The 16,358-nt window shown below is 63.9% G+C and carries 18 protein-coding genes; 12 read left to right on the top strand and 6 right to left on the bottom strand.

Going from position 1 to position 16,358, the window contains the following annotated elements; translation table 11 throughout:
- Positions 1-205 (top strand): HNH endonuclease (locus ABD059_RS15620; protein WP_343881710.1); only part of this gene is annotated, 205 nt, incomplete at its 5' end.
- Positions 206-260: 55 nt separating this feature from the next.
- Here ABD059_RS15620 and ABD059_RS15625 read toward each other — a convergent pair.
- Together ABD059_RS15625 and ABD059_RS15630 are read right to left on the bottom strand one after the other, a co-directional pair.
- A complete protein-coding gene (locus ABD059_RS15625; RefSeq protein ID WP_343881712.1) occupies positions 261-518 on the bottom strand; it encodes a mycoredoxin in 258 nt (85 codons plus the stop codon).
- Between the two features lie 159 nt (positions 519-677).
- A complete protein-coding gene (locus ABD059_RS15630; RefSeq protein WP_343881714.1) occupies positions 678-1,115 on the bottom strand; it encodes a VOC family protein in 438 nt (145 codons plus the stop codon).
- Between the two features lie 127 nt (positions 1,116-1,242).
- Between ABD059_RS15630 and thrS the strand changes: the two genes are divergently transcribed.
- The 4 genes from thrS to pdxS all read left to right on the top strand — a co-directional run bounded on the left by thrS (position 1,243) and on the right by pdxS (position 5,491).
- Positions 1,243-3,258: a threonine--tRNA ligase gene (gene thrS, locus ABD059_RS15635; RefSeq protein ID WP_343881716.1), complete on the top strand. Its 2,016-nt coding sequence runs from the start codon at positions 1,243-1,245 to the stop codon at positions 3,256-3,258.
- A gap of 5 nt (positions 3,259-3,263) precedes the next feature.
- The gene (locus ABD059_RS15640) at positions 3,264-3,899 is read left to right on the top strand and encodes an HIT family protein (RefSeq protein WP_343881718.1); all 636 of its coding nucleotides are present in this window, start codon (positions 3,264-3,266) and stop codon (positions 3,897-3,899) included.
- A complete protein-coding gene (pgsA, locus tag ABD059_RS15645) occupies positions 3,889-4,509 on the top strand; it encodes a phosphatidylinositol phosphate synthase (RefSeq protein WP_343881720.1) in 621 nt (206 codons plus the stop codon). Before ABD059_RS15640 ends, pgsA begins: the two co-directional genes overlap by 11 nt.
- Positions 4,510-4,576: 67 nt before the next feature.
- A complete protein-coding gene (pdxS, locus tag ABD059_RS15650; RefSeq protein WP_343881722.1) occupies positions 4,577-5,491 on the top strand; it encodes a pyridoxal 5'-phosphate synthase lyase subunit PdxS in 915 nt (304 codons plus the stop codon).
- Between the two features lie 64 nt (positions 5,492-5,555).
- Here pdxS and ABD059_RS15655 read toward each other — a convergent pair whose 3' ends face one another.
- Together ABD059_RS15655 and ABD059_RS15660 are read right to left on the bottom strand one after the other, a co-directional pair.
- A complete protein-coding gene (locus ABD059_RS15655; protein ID WP_343881724.1) occupies positions 5,556-6,266 on the bottom strand; it encodes a GNAT family N-acetyltransferase in 711 nt (236 codons plus the stop codon).
- A 6-nt stretch (positions 6,267-6,272) separates the two neighbouring features.
- Positions 6,273-8,282 carry a M3 family metallopeptidase gene (locus ABD059_RS15660; RefSeq protein WP_343881726.1) on the bottom strand — a complete coding sequence of 670 codons (2,010 nt, stop codon included), beginning with the start codon at positions 8,280-8,282 and terminating at the stop codon, positions 6,273-6,275.
- A gap of 124 nt (positions 8,283-8,406) precedes the next feature.
- Here ABD059_RS15660 and ABD059_RS15665 point away from each other — a divergent pair, with 124 nt between their 5' ends.
- Entirely contained in the window at positions 8,407-9,672 is a 1,266-nt protein-coding gene (locus ABD059_RS15665; RefSeq protein WP_343881728.1) for a CapA family protein, read from the top strand.
- 13 nt (positions 9,673-9,685) lie between these two features.
- Here ABD059_RS15665 and ABD059_RS15670 read toward each other — a convergent pair whose 3' ends face one another.
- Positions 9,686-10,408, bottom strand: coding sequence for a type 1 glutamine amidotransferase (locus tag ABD059_RS15670; RefSeq protein ID WP_343881730.1), 723 nt, complete (start codon positions 10,406-10,408; stop codon positions 9,686-9,688).
- Complete coding sequence (locus ABD059_RS15675; protein WP_343881732.1) at positions 10,408-11,679, bottom strand: Mur ligase family protein; 1,272 nt, start codon at positions 11,677-11,679, stop codon at positions 10,408-10,410. Before ABD059_RS15675 ends, ABD059_RS15670 begins: the two co-directional genes overlap by 1 nt.
- A 69-nt stretch (positions 11,680-11,748) precedes the next feature.
- On the opposite strand from ABD059_RS15675, the gene pdxT reads away from it, so the two are divergent.
- From pdxT to ABD059_RS15705, 6 genes are all read left to right on the top strand, one after another.
- On the top strand, positions 11,749-12,465 hold the full coding sequence (gene pdxT / locus ABD059_RS15680; protein WP_343881734.1) for a pyridoxal 5'-phosphate synthase glutaminase subunit PdxT: 717 nt from the start codon (positions 11,749-11,751) through the stop codon (positions 12,463-12,465).
- Entirely contained in the window at positions 12,449-13,207 is a 759-nt protein-coding gene (locus tag ABD059_RS15685; RefSeq protein ID WP_343881736.1) for a YebC/PmpR family DNA-binding transcriptional regulator, read from the top strand. Before pdxT ends, ABD059_RS15685 begins: the two co-directional genes overlap by 17 nt.
- A gap of 49 nt (positions 13,208-13,256) precedes the next feature.
- Positions 13,257-13,829, top strand: a complete 573-nt coding sequence (gene ruvC / locus ABD059_RS15690) for a crossover junction endodeoxyribonuclease RuvC (RefSeq protein ID WP_343881738.1) — start codon at positions 13,257-13,259, stop codon at positions 13,827-13,829.
- Positions 13,830-13,917: 88 nt separating this feature from the next.
- A complete protein-coding gene (ruvA, locus tag ABD059_RS15695; protein ID WP_343881740.1) occupies positions 13,918-14,544 on the top strand; it encodes a Holliday junction branch migration protein RuvA in 627 nt (208 codons plus the stop codon).
- Positions 14,544-15,683: a Holliday junction branch migration DNA helicase RuvB gene (ruvB, locus tag ABD059_RS15700; protein ID WP_343881742.1), complete on the top strand. Its 1,140-nt coding sequence runs from the start codon at positions 14,544-14,546 to the stop codon at positions 15,681-15,683. The genes ruvA and ruvB overlap by 1 nt, the downstream gene beginning before the upstream one ends.
- Positions 15,684-15,786: 103 nt before the next feature.
- Positions 15,787-16,323: a preprotein translocase subunit YajC gene (locus ABD059_RS15705; protein WP_343881744.1), complete on the top strand. Its 537-nt coding sequence runs from the start codon at positions 15,787-15,789 to the stop codon at positions 16,321-16,323.
- Positions 16,324-16,358: the final 35 nt, after the last annotated feature.

Consider the following 16,358-nt stretch of genomic DNA (forward strand, 5'->3'; position numbering starts at 1 on the left):
ACCGGCCTGCGACCTCGACCACACCATCCCCTGGCACCAGGGCGGAACCACCAGCTACGACAACCTCGCAGCACTCTGCCGCAAACACCACAAACTCAAAACCGACGGCTACTGGCACTACCAACAACCCGAACCCGGCACCCTCACCGCCACCTCACTCACCGGCAAAACCTACACCACCAACCCCGACCCACCACCCTTCTAGCGCTGGTGAATCACAGTGGTATCAGAGGGGCATGGGGGAGAAATGGCCGACTGGGCTAGCTAGCGATCCTTGCCATGACGTCCGACACTGAGGGGTTGGTGGCTGCAGAACCATCAGGGAAGAGTACCGTCGGGACCGTCTGGTTGCCGCCGTTGAGGGATTCCACCAGCGCCGCGGTGCCTTCTACCTCTTCGATGTTGATCTCGGTGTAGCCGATCCCCTTGGCATCCAGCTGCTTCTTGAGCCGACGGCAGTAGCCGCACCAGCTGGTTGAGAACATGGTGATCGTGCCGGCATCGGGAGTGTAGTCCACGGTGCTCCTTCGTGAGTTGTCGAAACCTTCAGACGGAAGGCTGAAGATGTTGGGTGCGGGGGTCGATTATTCCCTGCACAGTGTCCAACACCCGCGGGATCATTTAGATTCCGCAGGACGAACAGTGTTCTCAGAACAGCGTTTTCGGGTCGCTGCAGGTCAGACGATTTCGCGGAGTGACACGGTGCCGTCGTCGGAGATTGATAGTCCCGGATTATGGCAGACCTCCCAGAGAAAGCCATCAGGATCCGCGAAATACCCTGAATAGCCGCCCCAGCTCATCGCGGTTCCCTCGGCAACCAGTTCTGCTCCTGCGGCAACAGCGGCATTGAGGACGGTATCCACCTCTTCGGGGGAATCCACGTTGTGGCCCAAGGTCAGCGGAGGCGCAACTGGACCGTGCCCAATATTTCCGGCTTCGGCGGCCAGATGGTCGCCCCTGAAGAGGGATAGCACCAAACCATTGCCCACCTGGAAGAATGCAACCTCATCTGGAACGTATACCAGAGGGTCCCAACCCAGTGCCTTTGCGTAGAAAGTGTAAGCCGTTTCGAGGTTGCGGACGCCCAGCGTGATGACTGAGACCTTAGGTTTCATGAGTTGATCCTACTGACACATTCACGGTTCAGCACCGGCGCGCGCCAGTGAGGTTGTTGGTCGCGTCAGGCGCAGCGGATACCATCAAAGAGTTAACCCACCGCACCACCTTTGCTAGGAGACCACTGTGTCAGCGCCTTCCCTTATCACCCTCCTCGTCGACGGCGAAGAGCACCAGGTGACTACGGGCACTACCGGCGTTGATCTTTTCGCCGAACGCCGCGACGTCGTCGTCGTCCGCGTTGACGGCGAACTGGTGGACCTGGATCAGCCCATCCCCGCCGGCGCCAAGGTGGAACCCATAACAATCGGTTCGCCCGAGGGACTGGAAGTGCTGCGTCACTCCGCGGCCCACGTCATGGCACAGGCGGTGCAACAGCTGCGCCCCGGCGCCAAATTGGGTATTGGCCCCTACATTACTGACGGCTTCTATTTCGACTTCGACGTCGAGACCCCCTTCACGCCGGAAGACCTGAAGCAGCTCGAAAAAATGATGCTGAAGATCGTCAACAGCAACCAGCTGTTTGTCCGCCGCGTCGCGACCGAGGCTGAGGCCCGCGAAGCGATGGCCAACGAGCCCTACAAGCTGGAACTCATCGGCCTCAAGGGCGGATCGGGAGACATCACCGACGACGACGGCGCCTCGGTTGAAGTCGGCGCAGGCGAACTGACCATTTACGACAACATTGACCGCAAGAGCGGCGACGTCGTCTGGCAAGACCTGTGCCGCGGCCCCCACCTGCCCAACACCAAGCTCATCTCCAACGCCTACGCGCTGACCCGCTCGGCCGCCGCATACTGGCGCGGCAGCGAGAAGAACCCCCAGCTGCAGCGCATCTACGGCACCGCCTGGCCTACCAAGGACGAGCTCAAGGCCTACCAGGAGCGCATCGCCGAAGCGGAGCGCCGCGACCACCGCAAGCTCGGCACCGAACTTGACCTGTTTTCCTTCCCCGACGAGCTGGGCTCGGGCCTGCCCGTGTTCCACCCCAAGGGCGGCATCATCCGCAAGGCGATGGAGGACTACTCACGCCAGCGCCACGTCGACGCCGGCTACGAGTTCGTCTACACCCCTCACATCACGAAGGGCCACCTCTACGAGGTGTCGGGCCACCTGGACTGGTACCGCGACGGCATGTTCCCGGCGATGCACGTCGACGAGGAACTCAATGAGGACGGCACCGTGCGCAAGCCGGGCCAGGACTACTACCTCAAACCGATGAACTGCCCCATGCACAACCTGATCTTCAAGTCCCGGGGCCGGTCCTACCGCGAGCTGCCGCTGCGCATGTTCGAGTTCGGCTCCGTCTACCGGTACGAAAAGTCAGGCGTGGTGCACGGCCTGACGCGCGTCCGTGGCATGACCCAGGACGACGCCCACATCTACTGCACCCGCGAACAGATGAAGGACGAGCTCACCGAGACACTTAACTTTGTGCTTGGCCTGCTCAAGGACTATGGGCTGGATGACTTCTACCTGGAGCTCTCCACCAAGAACCCCGAAAAGTCGGTGGGCTCGGATGAGATCTGGGACGAGGCAACCCGGACCCTCGCCGAGGTGGGCGAAGCCTCAGGACTGGAACTGCGTCCCGATCCAGGCGGAGCCGCGTTCTACGGTCCCAAGATCTCGGTCCAGGCCCGCGACGCCATCGGCCGCACCTGGCAGATGTCCACCATCCAGCTGGACTTCAACCTGCCGGAACGGTTTGAACTCGAATACCAGGCCGCCGACGGAACCCGTCAGCGTCCGGTGATGATCCACCGCGCCCTGTTCGGCTCCATCGAACGGTTCATGGGCGTCCTCACCGAGCACTACGCCGGTGCGTTCCCGGCCTGGCTTGCACCAGTCCAGGTGCTGGCCATTCCGGTCGCCGAGGCTTTCAACGAGTACCTGTTCGACGTCGTCGACAAACTCAAGGCCGAGGGTATCCGCGCCCAGGTGGACATCGGCACCGACCGGTTCCCCAAGAAGATCCGCACCGCGAGCAAGGAAAAGGTTCCCTTTGTGCTGATCGCTGGGGGTGACGACCAGGACGCCGGAGCAGTATCGTTCAGGTTCCGCGATGGCAGCCAGGACAACCAGGTGCCGGTCGACGAGGCAGTCCGGCGCATCGTCGAGGCTGTCCGGAATCGGGACAAGTAAAGCCTATGGAGGGTACGACGGGGGCTGACGGAGTGAACGCCGACGGGGGTTATCCCGGCGACGACGACGTGAGGGACGACTTTGAGCTTGCCGGAGTGCCCGACGCTTTTCAGCGCCTGTGGACTCCGCATCGGATGGCGTACATCAAGGGCGGGCAATCCCAGTTCAAGGACAAGGACTGCCCCTTCTGTGTGGCGCCGTCGCGCAGCGACGAGGAATCCCTCATCGTGCACCGCGGCACCCACGCCTACGTGATCCTCAATCTGTTCCCCTACAACCCGGGTCACCTGCTGGTCTGCCCGTACCGTCACGTTCCCGACTACACCGACGTCGACGCCGCCGAGACGGTCGAGATCGCCGAGCTCACCCAGACGGCGATGCGCGTGCTGCGGGAGGTGGCCAAACCCACCGGATTCAACCTTGGTATGAACCAGGGCGTGACCGGTGGCGCCGGCATCGCAGCACACCTGCACCAGCATGTGGTGCCGCGGTGGGGTGGCGACGGCAACTTCCTGCCGATTATTGCCCAGACCAAGGCGATCACCCAGACCCTCGATGAGGTAAGGACCCAGATGGCCGACGCCTGGTCGAAGGCCCCGGAGACTCAGACCCAGCAGGCTGGGGGAGCACATGCTGAATAAGTATGCGCGCAGCTTTTTTTCGTCCCTGTTCACCCCGCTGGCAAAGCTGTTGCTCAAATGGGGCGTCTCACCCGATGCCGTGACCATCGTCGGAACCATCGGCGTCGCCGTCGGAGCCCTCGTTTTTTACCCAATGGGCGAACTGTTCTGGGGTACAGTCTTCATCACCGTCTTCGTCTTCTCCGACCTGGTCGACGGCGTCATGGCGCGGATCAAGGGCGCAGGGGGGACCTGGGGCAACTTCCTCGATTCAACTCTCGACCGGATTGCCGACGGCGCCCTGTTCGCCGGGGTAGCCATCTGGTTCTTCGGTGGCGGCGACAACACGCCCATCGCCATAGCTGCGCTGGCGTGCCTGGTTCTCGGCATGCTGGTCTCCTACGCGCGGGCCAAAGCCGAGTCGTTGGGGTTCACCGCCAACGTGGGGATCGCCGAACGCGCTGAACGACTGGTGTCGGTGTTGGTGGTGACCGGGCTGACCGGGTTGGGACTGCCCGAGGTGGTCCTGCTCACCGTGCTCATTCTCCTGGCCCTCGCGAGCACGGCAACAGTGATCCAGCGGGTGGTGGCAGTCCATAAACAGGCGATGGCTGCCAACGAGACCCGCTAGCGGCAGATCCGGGCCATCCGCGGGCGTATTATTAATTGTTACCTTTTACCTAACTTAGGGGCGAATTGTGTCCACCGTTGAAGAAAATTCGACAACCGCGCCCGTGACCGGCAGTAGCCGGGTCAAGCGCGGCATGGCAGAAATGCTCAAGGGCGGCGTCATCATGGACGTGGTCACCGCAGAGCAGGCACGCATCGCCGAAGATGCGGGCGCCGTCGCCGTCATGGCGCTTGAGCGGGTACCCGCCGACATCCGTGCGCAGGGTGGCGTGTCCCGAATGAGCGATCCCGACATGATCGACAGCATCATCGAGGCGGTCTCCATCCCGGTGATGGCAAAGGCGAGGATCGGCCACTTTGTTGAGGCGCAGGTGCTGCAGTCCCTTGGCGTCGATTACATTGACGAGTCCGAGGTCCTGACCCCGGCTGACTACGCCAACCACATCGACAAATGGAAGTTCACCGTTCCCTTCGTCTGCGGTGCGACAAACCTCGGCGAGGCGCTGCGCCGCCTCAATGAAGGTGCCGCAATGATCAGGTCCAAGGGCGAGGCTGGCACCGGTGACGTCTCCAACGCCACGATGCACATGAGGAAAATCCGGTCGGAGATCTCACGTCTATCGTCGATGGCCGAGGATGAGCTGTATGTCGCCGCCAAGGAACTTCAGGCTCCGTTTGATCTGGTCAAGGAGGTTGCCCGGACCGGTAAGCTCCCGGTGGTGCTCTTCACCGCCGGCGGAATCGCCACCCCGTCCGATGCGGCAATGATGATGCAGCTGGGCGCCGACGGCGTGTTTGTCGGCTCCGGGATCTTCAAGTCAGGCAACCCGGCCGAACGTGCCGCGGCCATCGTGAAGGCCACCACCTTTCACGATGATCCCGAGATGATCGCCAAGGTCTCCCGTGGCCTCGGCGAAGCGATGGTCGGCATCAACGTGGACGAAATCCCTGAGCCTCACCGCCTCGCTGAGCGCGGCTGGTAAGCACGCAGGTTACCGAAAACAAAAGAGCGGACCACCAGATTCTGGTGGTCCGCTCTTTTGTGAGCTACAGCTGGAGCCAGTAGGTCTGGCCCCTGCCGATCAGTTCGAAACCCCGCTGTGAGTACAGTTCATAACCCTGTGGGGTCGCGTTCAACGCCAGATGCTCGGCGCCCGAGGCAGCAGCAGCCGTGGCAAGCTTGCTCAGCAGCGCAGTGCCCAGACCGCGCCGCTGATACTCCGGCAAAACCTCCATGTTAAAGACGCCGCCTAATCCCCGGAGCCCGGGAACCCCCGATGGGTAAAACGAATACCCTGCACCGGCAACCGTGCCATCCACCCGTGCCACGGCGTGCCACGCCTGCCGAGGCTGGGACCGCACCACCCTGAGCTCTTGCGCCAGTGGCCCCCCATATTCGGGGACCTCGGTGGACAGGACCGCGGCGCCCTTGTCGTACCCGGCTGGCTCCTCAACCGGCGCGGCCATCCACCAGGGCTGCCAGCCTGGGCTAAATCCCAGCCCGGTCAGGGACGCGCCCTTGACGCCGCCGCCCAGCCAGGCGCCCACTGTGTGGGCACCAAGGCGGACACCCTCAGCCAACGCCGGCCGAATCCCCGCCGGAGAGATCTCCTGCGGAAAAAGCAGGATTAGTTCGCGGCGCGCTGGCAGCCACACCCAGTCGGACCCGTGGGTCGTGAAGGTGCGTCCCCCCGTTGCCGAGGACAGCGCTGCAAACCAGGAACGTTGCAGGCGCTGGCACGCCGCGATGGTGACCATGGTGACTTAGACCAGCCCTCGGCGAGTCAACAGCGGCTCAATCATGGCGTCGCGGCCACGGAAGTTGCGGAACGCCTGCAACGGATCAATGCTGTTGCCGCGGGAGAGCAGCTCGGTCCGGAAGTGGTCACCGTTTTCGCGGGTCAAGCCGCCCGAGGATTTGAACCACTCGACCGTGTCAGCGTCCAGCACCTCGCTCCAGATGTAGGCGTAATAGGCAGCCGAATACCCGCCCGCAAAGATGTGCTTGAAGTAACCGGTGCGGTAGCGCGGCGGGACAGGGGAGAAATCGAGTCCCGCCGTGGCGAGCGCCTCCCGTTCGAACTCCACCGGGTCCTCGATGGTGGCCCCTGCCGGGATCGCGTGCCAGGCCAGGTCCAGCAGCGCTGCTCCCAGGTACTCGGTGGTCGCGAAACCTTCACCCCAGGTCTGGGCGGCCAGCAACTTGTCGACGGTCTCGGCCGGCAGCGGCTCACCCGTCTGGTAGTGCTTGGCGTAGTTCGCCACCACCTCCGGCCACAGAATCCACATCTCGTTGACCTGCGACGGGTACTCGACGAAGTCCCGCGGCACACTGGTCCCCGAAAAGGTGGGGTAGGTCACCGATGAGAACAACCCGTGCAGTGCATGCCCGAACTCGTGGAACGTGGTCACCACCTGATCGAAAGTCAACAGGGTCGGCTCGCCAGCGGGCGGCTTGGGGATGTTGAGGTTGTTGATGACGACCGCGTGGGTGCCGTTCAGGGCCGACTGCTCCACAAAGGAGTTCATCCAGGCCCCGCCATTCTTGGTGTCCCGGGTGTAGTAGTCACCGAGGAACAGGCCCAGCCCAGTGCCGTCGGCGTCCTTGACTTCCCAGACCCGTACTTCTGGGTGGTAGCCCTCGAGGTCGTCCCGCTCAGTGAAGGTCAGTCCGTACAACCGGTTGGCGGCGAAGAAAATCCCGTCCTCCAGGACCCGCTCCAACTCGAAGTACTGCCGCAGCGAAGCGAGGTCAACGTCAAACTTGGCGGCACGTACCTTTTCGGAGTAATACGCCCAGTCCCATGCCTCAATCGGGTGGCCGGCGGCGGCCTCCAGCTCCACCATCTCTTCCCGTGCATTGCGCACCGCCGCTGGGGCCAGTTGCCCCAGCATCCGGTGAATGGCGTCGAGCGACGGAGCTGTCTGGTCGTCCGTGGCAGCCGCGGCGTGGCTGTCGAAGCCCAGCAGAGCAGCCCGTTCGGCGCGTAGCTCTGCCATCCGTGCGGCGATGGTCAGCGTGCCGTAGCCGTTGTCGGTGAAGCCCCGGTTCACTGACGCCTCATGCAGGCGTTGACGCGTGGTGCGGTTGGTGAGAGTCTCGAGCGCAGGCTGGGCCGTTGGCAGAATCAGGGTCAGCAGATACTTTCCTGGGTGGCCGGCCGATTCGGCGGCTGCGGCAGCGGAGCCGATGTCATCCGCTGAAAGGCCAGCCAGTTCCTCAGCCGTGTCAACCAGCAGTGCTGAGCGGTTGGTGTCCTTCAACAGCCGCTGCTGGAAGTCGGTGCTGAGTTGCGACAGTTCGGTGTTCAACGCCCGGAGCCTATCCTGCGCTGCGTCGTCGAGTTGGGCACCTGCCCGGATAAACCTGTCCACGTATTCCTGGACCAGGCGCGCCGCCTCGGCATCAAGCCCGTCAGTGCTGACTGTGTTGACCCGTTCAAACAATCCGCGGTTCAGGAAAATGTTGTCTTGGTGGGCGGCATAACGGGGAGCCACCTCGGTTTCGAGCTCCTGAATGGCGGGAGTCGAATGGGAGGACGAGCTGTTGTAAAACACCAGGGCCACCCGGCGCAGGGTTTCACCAGCCCGCTCAAGCGCCACGATGGTGTTCTCGAAGTCCGCCGGTTCCTGTGCGGAGACGATGGTGTCGATCTCTGCAAGATGCTCGGCAAAACCGGTCTCGAAGGCTGGCAGGTAATGGTCGTCCTGGATCATCCCAAACGGTGGGAGCTGATAGGGGAGGGTACTGGGTGCAAGGAAGGGGTTGCTCATAACAACCAACCCTTACACATGGCTGGTCAGCCCCGCAGCACCCCTGGCTCCGAAACAACGCGAGGCGACCCTGCAGGGTCGTGTCGGGCGCCTATCATGGGGGTAGCCGTCAAAGGAGTCGCAAGTGGGAGTTGAGCCACGCAGGATCGCCTCAGTGGCACTCATCGCCGGGCTCCTCTGTGGCTGCTCCGGAGTGGACGGCGGCACCCCTGCTGGGCAGGGCGGAACAGCAGGCCAGAGTCCGACGACCGGCGCCGCTGCGACGACCGGCAGCCCGGCTGCTCCTTCAACGGTCGCCGATCCCACCCCTGAGAGCACTCCCGGGAAGGGCCCGCCCTGCGACGCGGACCGGTGCTTCAGCGTCGCAGCCACTGGCGACCTGCTGCTCCACCCTGGTCTGTGGGACCAGGCGGCCGCCGACGCCGCCGAAGACAATGCCCCCGGGAATGCTGCGGTACCGTTCGACTTTGAACCACTGCTGGCCGGGCAGCGCAACTACCTCGACAACGCCGACCTCGGAATCTGCCACATGGAAACCCCGGTGGCGCTCCCCGAGGGGCCCTTCAGTGGCTACCCACAGTTCAACGTGCCACCCCAGATCCTTGAGGCTGCGAAAACCGTCGGCTACGACGCCTGCACCACTGCGAGCAATCACACCATCGACGCTGGCACTGAGGGTTTGACCCGCACCCTCGACGTGCTGGACGGACTTGGGCTCGGCCACACCGGATCCTACGCCGATGAGGCAGCCTCCGGGGAGGTCCTGATCCTCGAAACCCCCGCCGCACGGGTTGCTGTCATTCAGGCGACCTACGGTCTTAACGGGCTGATCCCCGAACAGCCCTGGCAGGTGGACCTGATCGACGCCGACGTGATGACCGCCAAGGCCCGGCAGGCCAGGGAGGAGGGGGCCGACGTCGTCATCGCCGCCATCCACGCCGGCGACGAGTATGCGACGCTGCCCAACGCTCAACAGGTGGAGGTGGCCCACGCCCTGGCTGATAGCGGTGAGGTCGACTTCATCTACGGACACCACACACACTCAGTGCTGCCGATCGAAAAGTACAACGACACCTGGATTGTCTATGGGCTCGGCAACGGTGTCAGTGAGTTGTCTCCGCTGCACGCCGTCAACAATGAGGGGCTGATGATCAGGGCCCAGTTCGCCGAGAGCGACGGCGACTGGAGCGTCAGCGACCTGGCCTGGGTGCCGTCGATCATTGTCAGCGACCCGTATCGCTGGTGCGCGCTGGGGCCCAAGCAGGCGCCCGGCACCTGTTCCTCACCCGAGCGTGAAGCGGAGGTCAGCGAACGGATCGGCGCGGTGGTTGACACCTTCGGTGCAGTGGACGACGGCGCCCGCCCCTGGGACCTCGCCGACGACAGCTGATCCTGGCGGACACCTAGCGGGGACGCGCCCCTGCGTGTCGGCGGGCCAGATCGGCGAGACTATCGTCCAGATCAGCCGGCTCGAAGGACCCGAACTTCCGTTCGGCAGCCTTCCGAAGCAGGAAATCGGCGATCGCCGGATTCTTCGGCAGCAGGGATCCGTGCAGGTAGCTTGCAACAACATTCAGGTGGCGTGCACCCTCGTGACCATCTTGCGAGTTGTTACCAGCACCCTTGGTGACGGTACCCAGCGCCCTGACTCCCGCACCCAGATGGGTTTGACCACTGTGGTTCTCGTACCCGTGGATCTCGCCGAACTCCTCGCTGTCGGCGACCACGTTGCCGATCAGACGTTCGTTGGTGCCATGAGTTTCGAGGTCAAGAATTCCGATGCCCGGGATGATCGTGCCGTCGTGGGTCTTGAAGAACTTCCCGAACAGCTGATACAGCCCGCAAATCACCAGCATGGGCAGACCGTCCTCGGCGAGCTCCCTGAGCCTCGGCGCGATGGCCTGCAGGTCCTGCTGGATGACCAGTTGTCCACTGTCCTGTCCGCCGCCGCCGATGATCAGGTCGACGTCGTCGGGGAAGTCGTCGCCGGCGCTGTGCTCAAGGATGTTCGCGGTATAGCCATGCCAGGTCAGCCGCTGCTTCAGGACCAGGACGTTGCCCCAGTCGCCGTAGATGTTCATTTCCTTTGGGTAGAGCTGCAGGATGTTAAGGGTGCCTTTGGTCATCAGGAAACCACCTCGACTGTTGTGATCTTGGAGAGGTCGCGCCGGACCGCGAGCATGGCCGTGTAGGTGCAGAAAATGCGCTTCGGCTGGCCGTGGGTGGCGCTGATGAACGCCTTCAACGCCGCGGTGGTGTCGGTTTCGACGGCGCGGACGTCGACGTCGTCGTACTTCAGCCGCAGCGCCATGTCGTAGGCCCGGACACCGCTGACCATGTCCACCCCGGCCAGACCAAGCGAATCGAAGTCGACGTCCCACAGCCAGGACATGTCCCGGCCGTCGGCGTAGTTGTCATTGATGGCGATCATGGTGGCGTACCCGGTGGCATCGAACGATTTCAGGCCCAGCCGGAACCCGCTGGGATTCTTCACCAGCACCAGCTCCAGTGGCGTGCCGTCCACCACGAGCGATTCGCCGCGGCCGAAGGCCGGCTCGACGGTGGCGAGGGAGGCGAAGAGGGCCGGCCGGTTGACGGCGTCACCCAGAACGGCCCGTGCCGTGGCCAGAGCGGCTGCGGCATTGAAGATGTTGTAGACACCACGGAGCCGAAGGTCCACGCTGGTCAGTTCACCGTCGACCAGGAAGGACGCCGAGTTACCGTCGACGTGCTCGAGGATCACATCGGCGGGGAGGCTCGACGGGGGAGGGACGCCGATGTCGCCGCGCAGCTCGTCGTCGTTGGGGAAGGTGCTGCGCAATGAGGAATCGAGACCGAAGTAGGCGATGTTCGCGGCCGGCACAGTCGAGGCAATGCCGGCCACCCTGGGATCCTCGCGGTTAAGGACGACCGTGCCAGTGGTTTTCGCAGCAATCCGTTCCAACAACCGTGTGGTCTGGTCAATCTCACCAAAACGGTCGAGCTGGTCGCGGAGCACGTTCAACAGCAGGCAATGAGTCGGAGGTACCAGCTTCACAAAGTGGACCGCATGCGCCTCATCCAGTTCCAGCACGGCAATGTCGGCTTTGAGCCTGCCCCGCCAGTTCACGTCGCCCAACAGCGCGGCGGCAACCCCGCGGGTAAAATTGCTGCCGGTCCGGTTGGTGAAGACCGTCAGACCCTGGCCCTGCAGCAGTTCCACCACCATCTTCGTGGTGGTCGTCTTCCCATTGGTTCCGCTGATCACCACCACACCATGTGGCAGGCCGGTCAGGGCGCGGCCCATGAACCCCGGATCGATTTTCTCGACCACCAGGCCCGGCAGCGCCGAGCCCCCGCCACGCAGCCGCGAGATGCGGCGCACGGCCTTACCGACCAGCACACTAAAGGGAAACATGGAACCTAACTTATCGCAGTCAGGGCGGCGGTTTATCCTCTGACGTGCACCCCAACCTAGAATGGTGGGATGACCACTTTCCCCGCACCGGACACTTCCAGCGTGCATATCGGCGTGTTGGCCGTCCAGGGTGACGTGCGGGAACACATCCGTACCGTCGAGGCCCTCGGCGGAAGGGCGAGCGCCATTCGCCGGCCCAGCGAGCTGGCCGGGATTGACGGCCTCATCATTCCCGGCGGCGAGTCGACGGCGATCGACAAACTGACCCGCGCCTTCGACCTGGCTGTGCCGCTGCAGGAACTCATCGCCTCGGGGCTCCCGGTCTACGGATCCTGCGCAGGGATGATCATGCTCGCCGATGCTATCGCCGACCCGGCGACCGATCTTCAGGGCCGCCCGCAGCAGACCCTCGGCGGGCTGGACATCGTCGTTCGCCGCAACGCTTTTGGTCGGCAACGCGAATCCTTCGAAACGGAGCTCGAGTTCTCGGGGTTGCCCCCGGACAGCTCCGGGAAGGTCCAGCCGGTCCACGCGGTCTTCATCAGGGCGCCCTGGGTTGAGCGGGTGGGACCCTCGGTCGAGGTCCTCGCGCAGGTACCGGCTCAGACGGTCGATCTAACGGGGCAGCACCCGGATGCGGGCCGGGTCGCTAGGATTGTTGCGGTGCGGTCGGGGAACCTGCTCGCCACCAGCTTTCATCCCGAGGTAACCGGGGAGCGGCGGATACACGAATTGTTTATGCAGATGATCGTAAGGAGAACGGTAGATCATGTCGGGGCACTCTAAATGGGCAACCACCAAACACAAGAAGGCCGCGATTGATGCGAAGCGCGCCAAATCCTTTGCCAAACTGATCAAAAACATTGAGGTGGCTGCCCGCGCAGGCGGCGCCGACATGGCTGGCAACCCTGGTCTTGAACTCGCCGTGCAGAAGGCGAAGAAGACGTCTGTGCCGATCGACAACATCAACCGCGCCGTGAAGCGCGGCGCCGGTCTGCTGGGCGACGCCGTCGAATACCAGACCATCATGTATGAGGCCCGCGGACCGCAGGGTTCGGCACTGCTGATCGAATGCCTCACCGACAACAAGAACCGCGCCGCCTCGGAGGTCCGGTTGGGTGTTACCCGCAATGGTGGGTCGATGGCCGATCCAGGCTCGGTGTCCTACCTCTTCACCCGTAAGGGTGTGGTCACGCTCCCGGCCAACGAACTCACCGAGGATGACCTCCTCCTCGCTGTGCTCGACGCCGGTGCCGAAGAGGTCAAGGAAACCGCCGGGCGCTTCGAGGTCATTTCCGAGCCGCAGGACCTCCGTGCGGTCGTTGCCGGCCTTGAGGAAGCAGGGATCGACTACGACACCGATGAGGCCGAGTTTGTGCCCTCCATGCAGGTAGAGCTCGACGCCGACGGCGCCCGCAAGTTCATCCGCCTGGTCGACGCACTCGAGGACCTCGACGACGTCCAGAACGTCTACTCGAACGCCGACCTCTCCGACGAGGTGCTGGCCGAGCTGGACGGCGACGACTAAACCCAGTGGCTACCCTTCCCGCCCAGTCGCATCACCGCCGGGCCGCTGCATGACCCTGCGCGTGATGGGAGTGGACCCGGGGCTGACACGCTGCGGGTTGGCCGTTGTCGACATCGAACCGAACCGTCGGTCAACGCTGGTCGCCGTGGGAGTAGTCGGTACCCCCGCCGACCAGTTACTGGACCGTCGGCTGCTCGTGATCTCCGACGCCGTCGACGAGTGGCTGGATACCCACGCCCCCGATGTGTTGGCCGTTGAACGCGTGTTCAGCCAGCTGAACGTCAGTACCGTCATGGGCACCGCCCAGGCCTCCGGCGTCGTCATGGTAGCGGCTGCCCGGCGTGGCATCCCGGTGGCCCTTCACACCCCGACCGAGGTGAAGGCCGCCGTCACCGGCAACGGGCAGTCGGACAAGGTGGCGGTCACCAAGATGGTCACCAAAATCCTCCGGCTCGAAATGGCACCCAAACCAGCCGATGCCGCTGACGCTTTGGCCCTGGCCATCACCCACGCCTGGCGGCAAGGAGTTGCCGCCAACCGGACCTCGGCCAGCGGTGGCACCGCCACGGCCGCGCAGCGGATCTGGGCCGAAGCCGAAGCCAAAGCCCGACGGCGCAGGTAGCCCGACGGTGTGGCGCATCCGTAAAAGCCGGCAGGAACCAGTACGCTGTTCGTAGATATGTTCGGATAGAAATTTTGGAGTAGCGCGCATGATCAGTTCCCTCCGCGGCACCGTCAGCCACGTTGGCCTCAACTCGGCCGTGCTGGACGTCAACGGGTTTGGCATGCAGATCCTGGCCACCCCACAGACCCTCGCCACCCTGCGCACCGGGCAGGAAGCGCAGGTCTTCACGGCGATGATTGTCCGCGAGGACTCCATGACGCTGTTCGGGTTCGAGGAAGCCGACCAGCGCGAGGTGTTCGAAACACTGCTCGGGGTCAGCGGCGTCGGCCCGCGGCTTGCCCTGGCCGTCCTGGCAGTGCACACCCCGGAAGCCATCCGGGTGGCCGCTTCCTCCGGCGACGACAAGGCGTTCAGCAAGGTTCCGGGAATCGGCCCGAAGGGTGCCCGCCGGATCGTCCTCGAGCTGGCCGACAAGCTCGTCCCGCTCGGCACCGCCGGAGCCCCGCCGAAGAATGCCTGGCAGGGGCAGGTCCTGACGGCAATGATGGGGCTCGGCTGGTCCGAGAAGGACGCAACCAGCGCCATAGACGCAGCGACGGCTGAAGCACCAGAGGTAGCCGCGGCTGGCAACGTGGGGGAGATCCTGAAACTCACCCTGCGCAGACTCGGCCAGGACGGCGCCCGCGCCTCGGCTCGGAGCCGGGTCAGCTGATGGCTCGCGACGGTGCAGCGGGAGAGGAGGCCCCGGTGGTCTCGCCCACGGGGGATCCAGAGGACCGGGCGGTGGAGGCGGCGCTGCGCCCCAAAAATCTTGATGACTTTGTCGGGCAGCAGCGGGTCCGCCGACAACTCTCCCTGGTGTTGGAAGCCTCGCGGCTCCGCGGCAGGACCGCCGACCACGTATTGCTGTCGGGCCCGCCGGGTCTTGGCAAGACCACCCTGGCCATGATTATTGCGGCCGAGATGAACGCGCCCCTGCGCATCAGCTCCGGACCGGCCATCCAGCACGCTGGCGATCTCGCGGCTATTCTCTCCTCCCTGACCGACGGCGAGGTGCTCTTCCTCGACGAAATTCACCGGATGTCCCGGCCCGCCGAGGAAATGCTGTACATGGCGATGGAAGATTTTCGGGTTGACATCATCGTCGGCAAAGGGCCAGGCGCAACAGCCATCCCGTTGGACCTGCCGCCGTTCACCCTGGTCGGCGCCACCACCCGCGCCGGGCTGCTCCCCGGCCCCCTGCGGGACCGTTTCGGGTTCACCGGCCACCTCGAGTTCTACTCCACGGAAGAACTCGAACTGGTCCTGCGTCGATCAGCGATGCTGATGGACATGAAGGTTAACTCGGCCGCGTTCTCGGAGGTGGCTGGCCGGTCCCGAGGTACACCGCGAATTGCCAACCGGCTCCTCCGCCGGGTGCGCGACTGGGCGTTGGTGCACGGCGTCGATCTGATCGACGCCCGTTGCGCCGGGGCGGCGCTGGACATGTATGAAGTGGACGCCAAAGGCCTCGACCGGCTCGATCGCGCCGTGCTCACCGCCCTGATCACTAAATTCAACGGCGGTCCGGTGGGACTTTCGACCCTCGCGATCGCCGTCGGCGAGGAACCCGAGACAGTCGAAACCGTCGCCGAACCATACCTGGTGCGGGAGGGAATGCTGGGGCGGACCCCCCGGGGGCGAATCGCCACACGGGCGGCCTGGGACCACCTGGGACTCGTTATGCCGGCCAATGTTGCGGCTGCCATGCCGGAGGATCTCTTCACCGTGCTCCCGGAGGGAAACGGCCCGGAAGACAACCTGGCCGAAGACAACAGTGGGATCACGGAATGGGCCAACACCGAGGGATAGAGGCACCGGAAGGACGCGGACAATCCCGTTTCCCTTTACACTGATATGACGTGCGGCACGTCAGGTGCGTGCGGATCCCAAGATATAGAAACGGAATTACTCTGTGTTCTCAACCTTATTAGCCCAGACTGCCGCCCCAGAGCAAGGCTTCGATATTTTCAGCCTGCTTTTGCCGCTGGCACTCGGAGCATTGATCTTCATGATGTTCCGGAGGCAGAAGAAGACCCAGAAGACCATCAAGGAGCAGCGCACCCAGATGGTTCCCGGCACCGAAGTGATGACCAACTTTGGCCTGTTCGGTACAGTGATTTCTCTCGACGAAGAGAACAATAAGGCAGTGCTTGAGCTTGGTCCCGGTGCCAGGGCCACGGTGCACATGCAGACCCTCACCAAGGTGGTGCAGCCTGAGCCGGCCGCCGAGGATGAAGAAACCCCAGCCGTCCCCGACGACGCCTCCTCGCTGACCAGCCCTGTCGCTGACACCTCGGCCACCGGCTCCCGGCCCACGGCTGTTGATGGCCAGGAGCTGCCGAACCATGACGCGGTGCTCCCCGAATCAGGAACAGAGCGTCTTGACGCCCGCTCAGACGACGACATCCGTCTGGACTACGACAACAAGCGGGACAACAAGGACAACTAGCGCCGCAGGTGGGGCGTCACCCTCGAGGGTGACGC

The sequence above is a fragment of the Arthrobacter flavus genome, from assembly GCF_039526005.1.
GTDB classification, from domain to species: Bacteria; Actinomycetota; Actinomycetes; order Actinomycetales; family Micrococcaceae; genus Arthrobacter_D; species Arthrobacter_D flavus.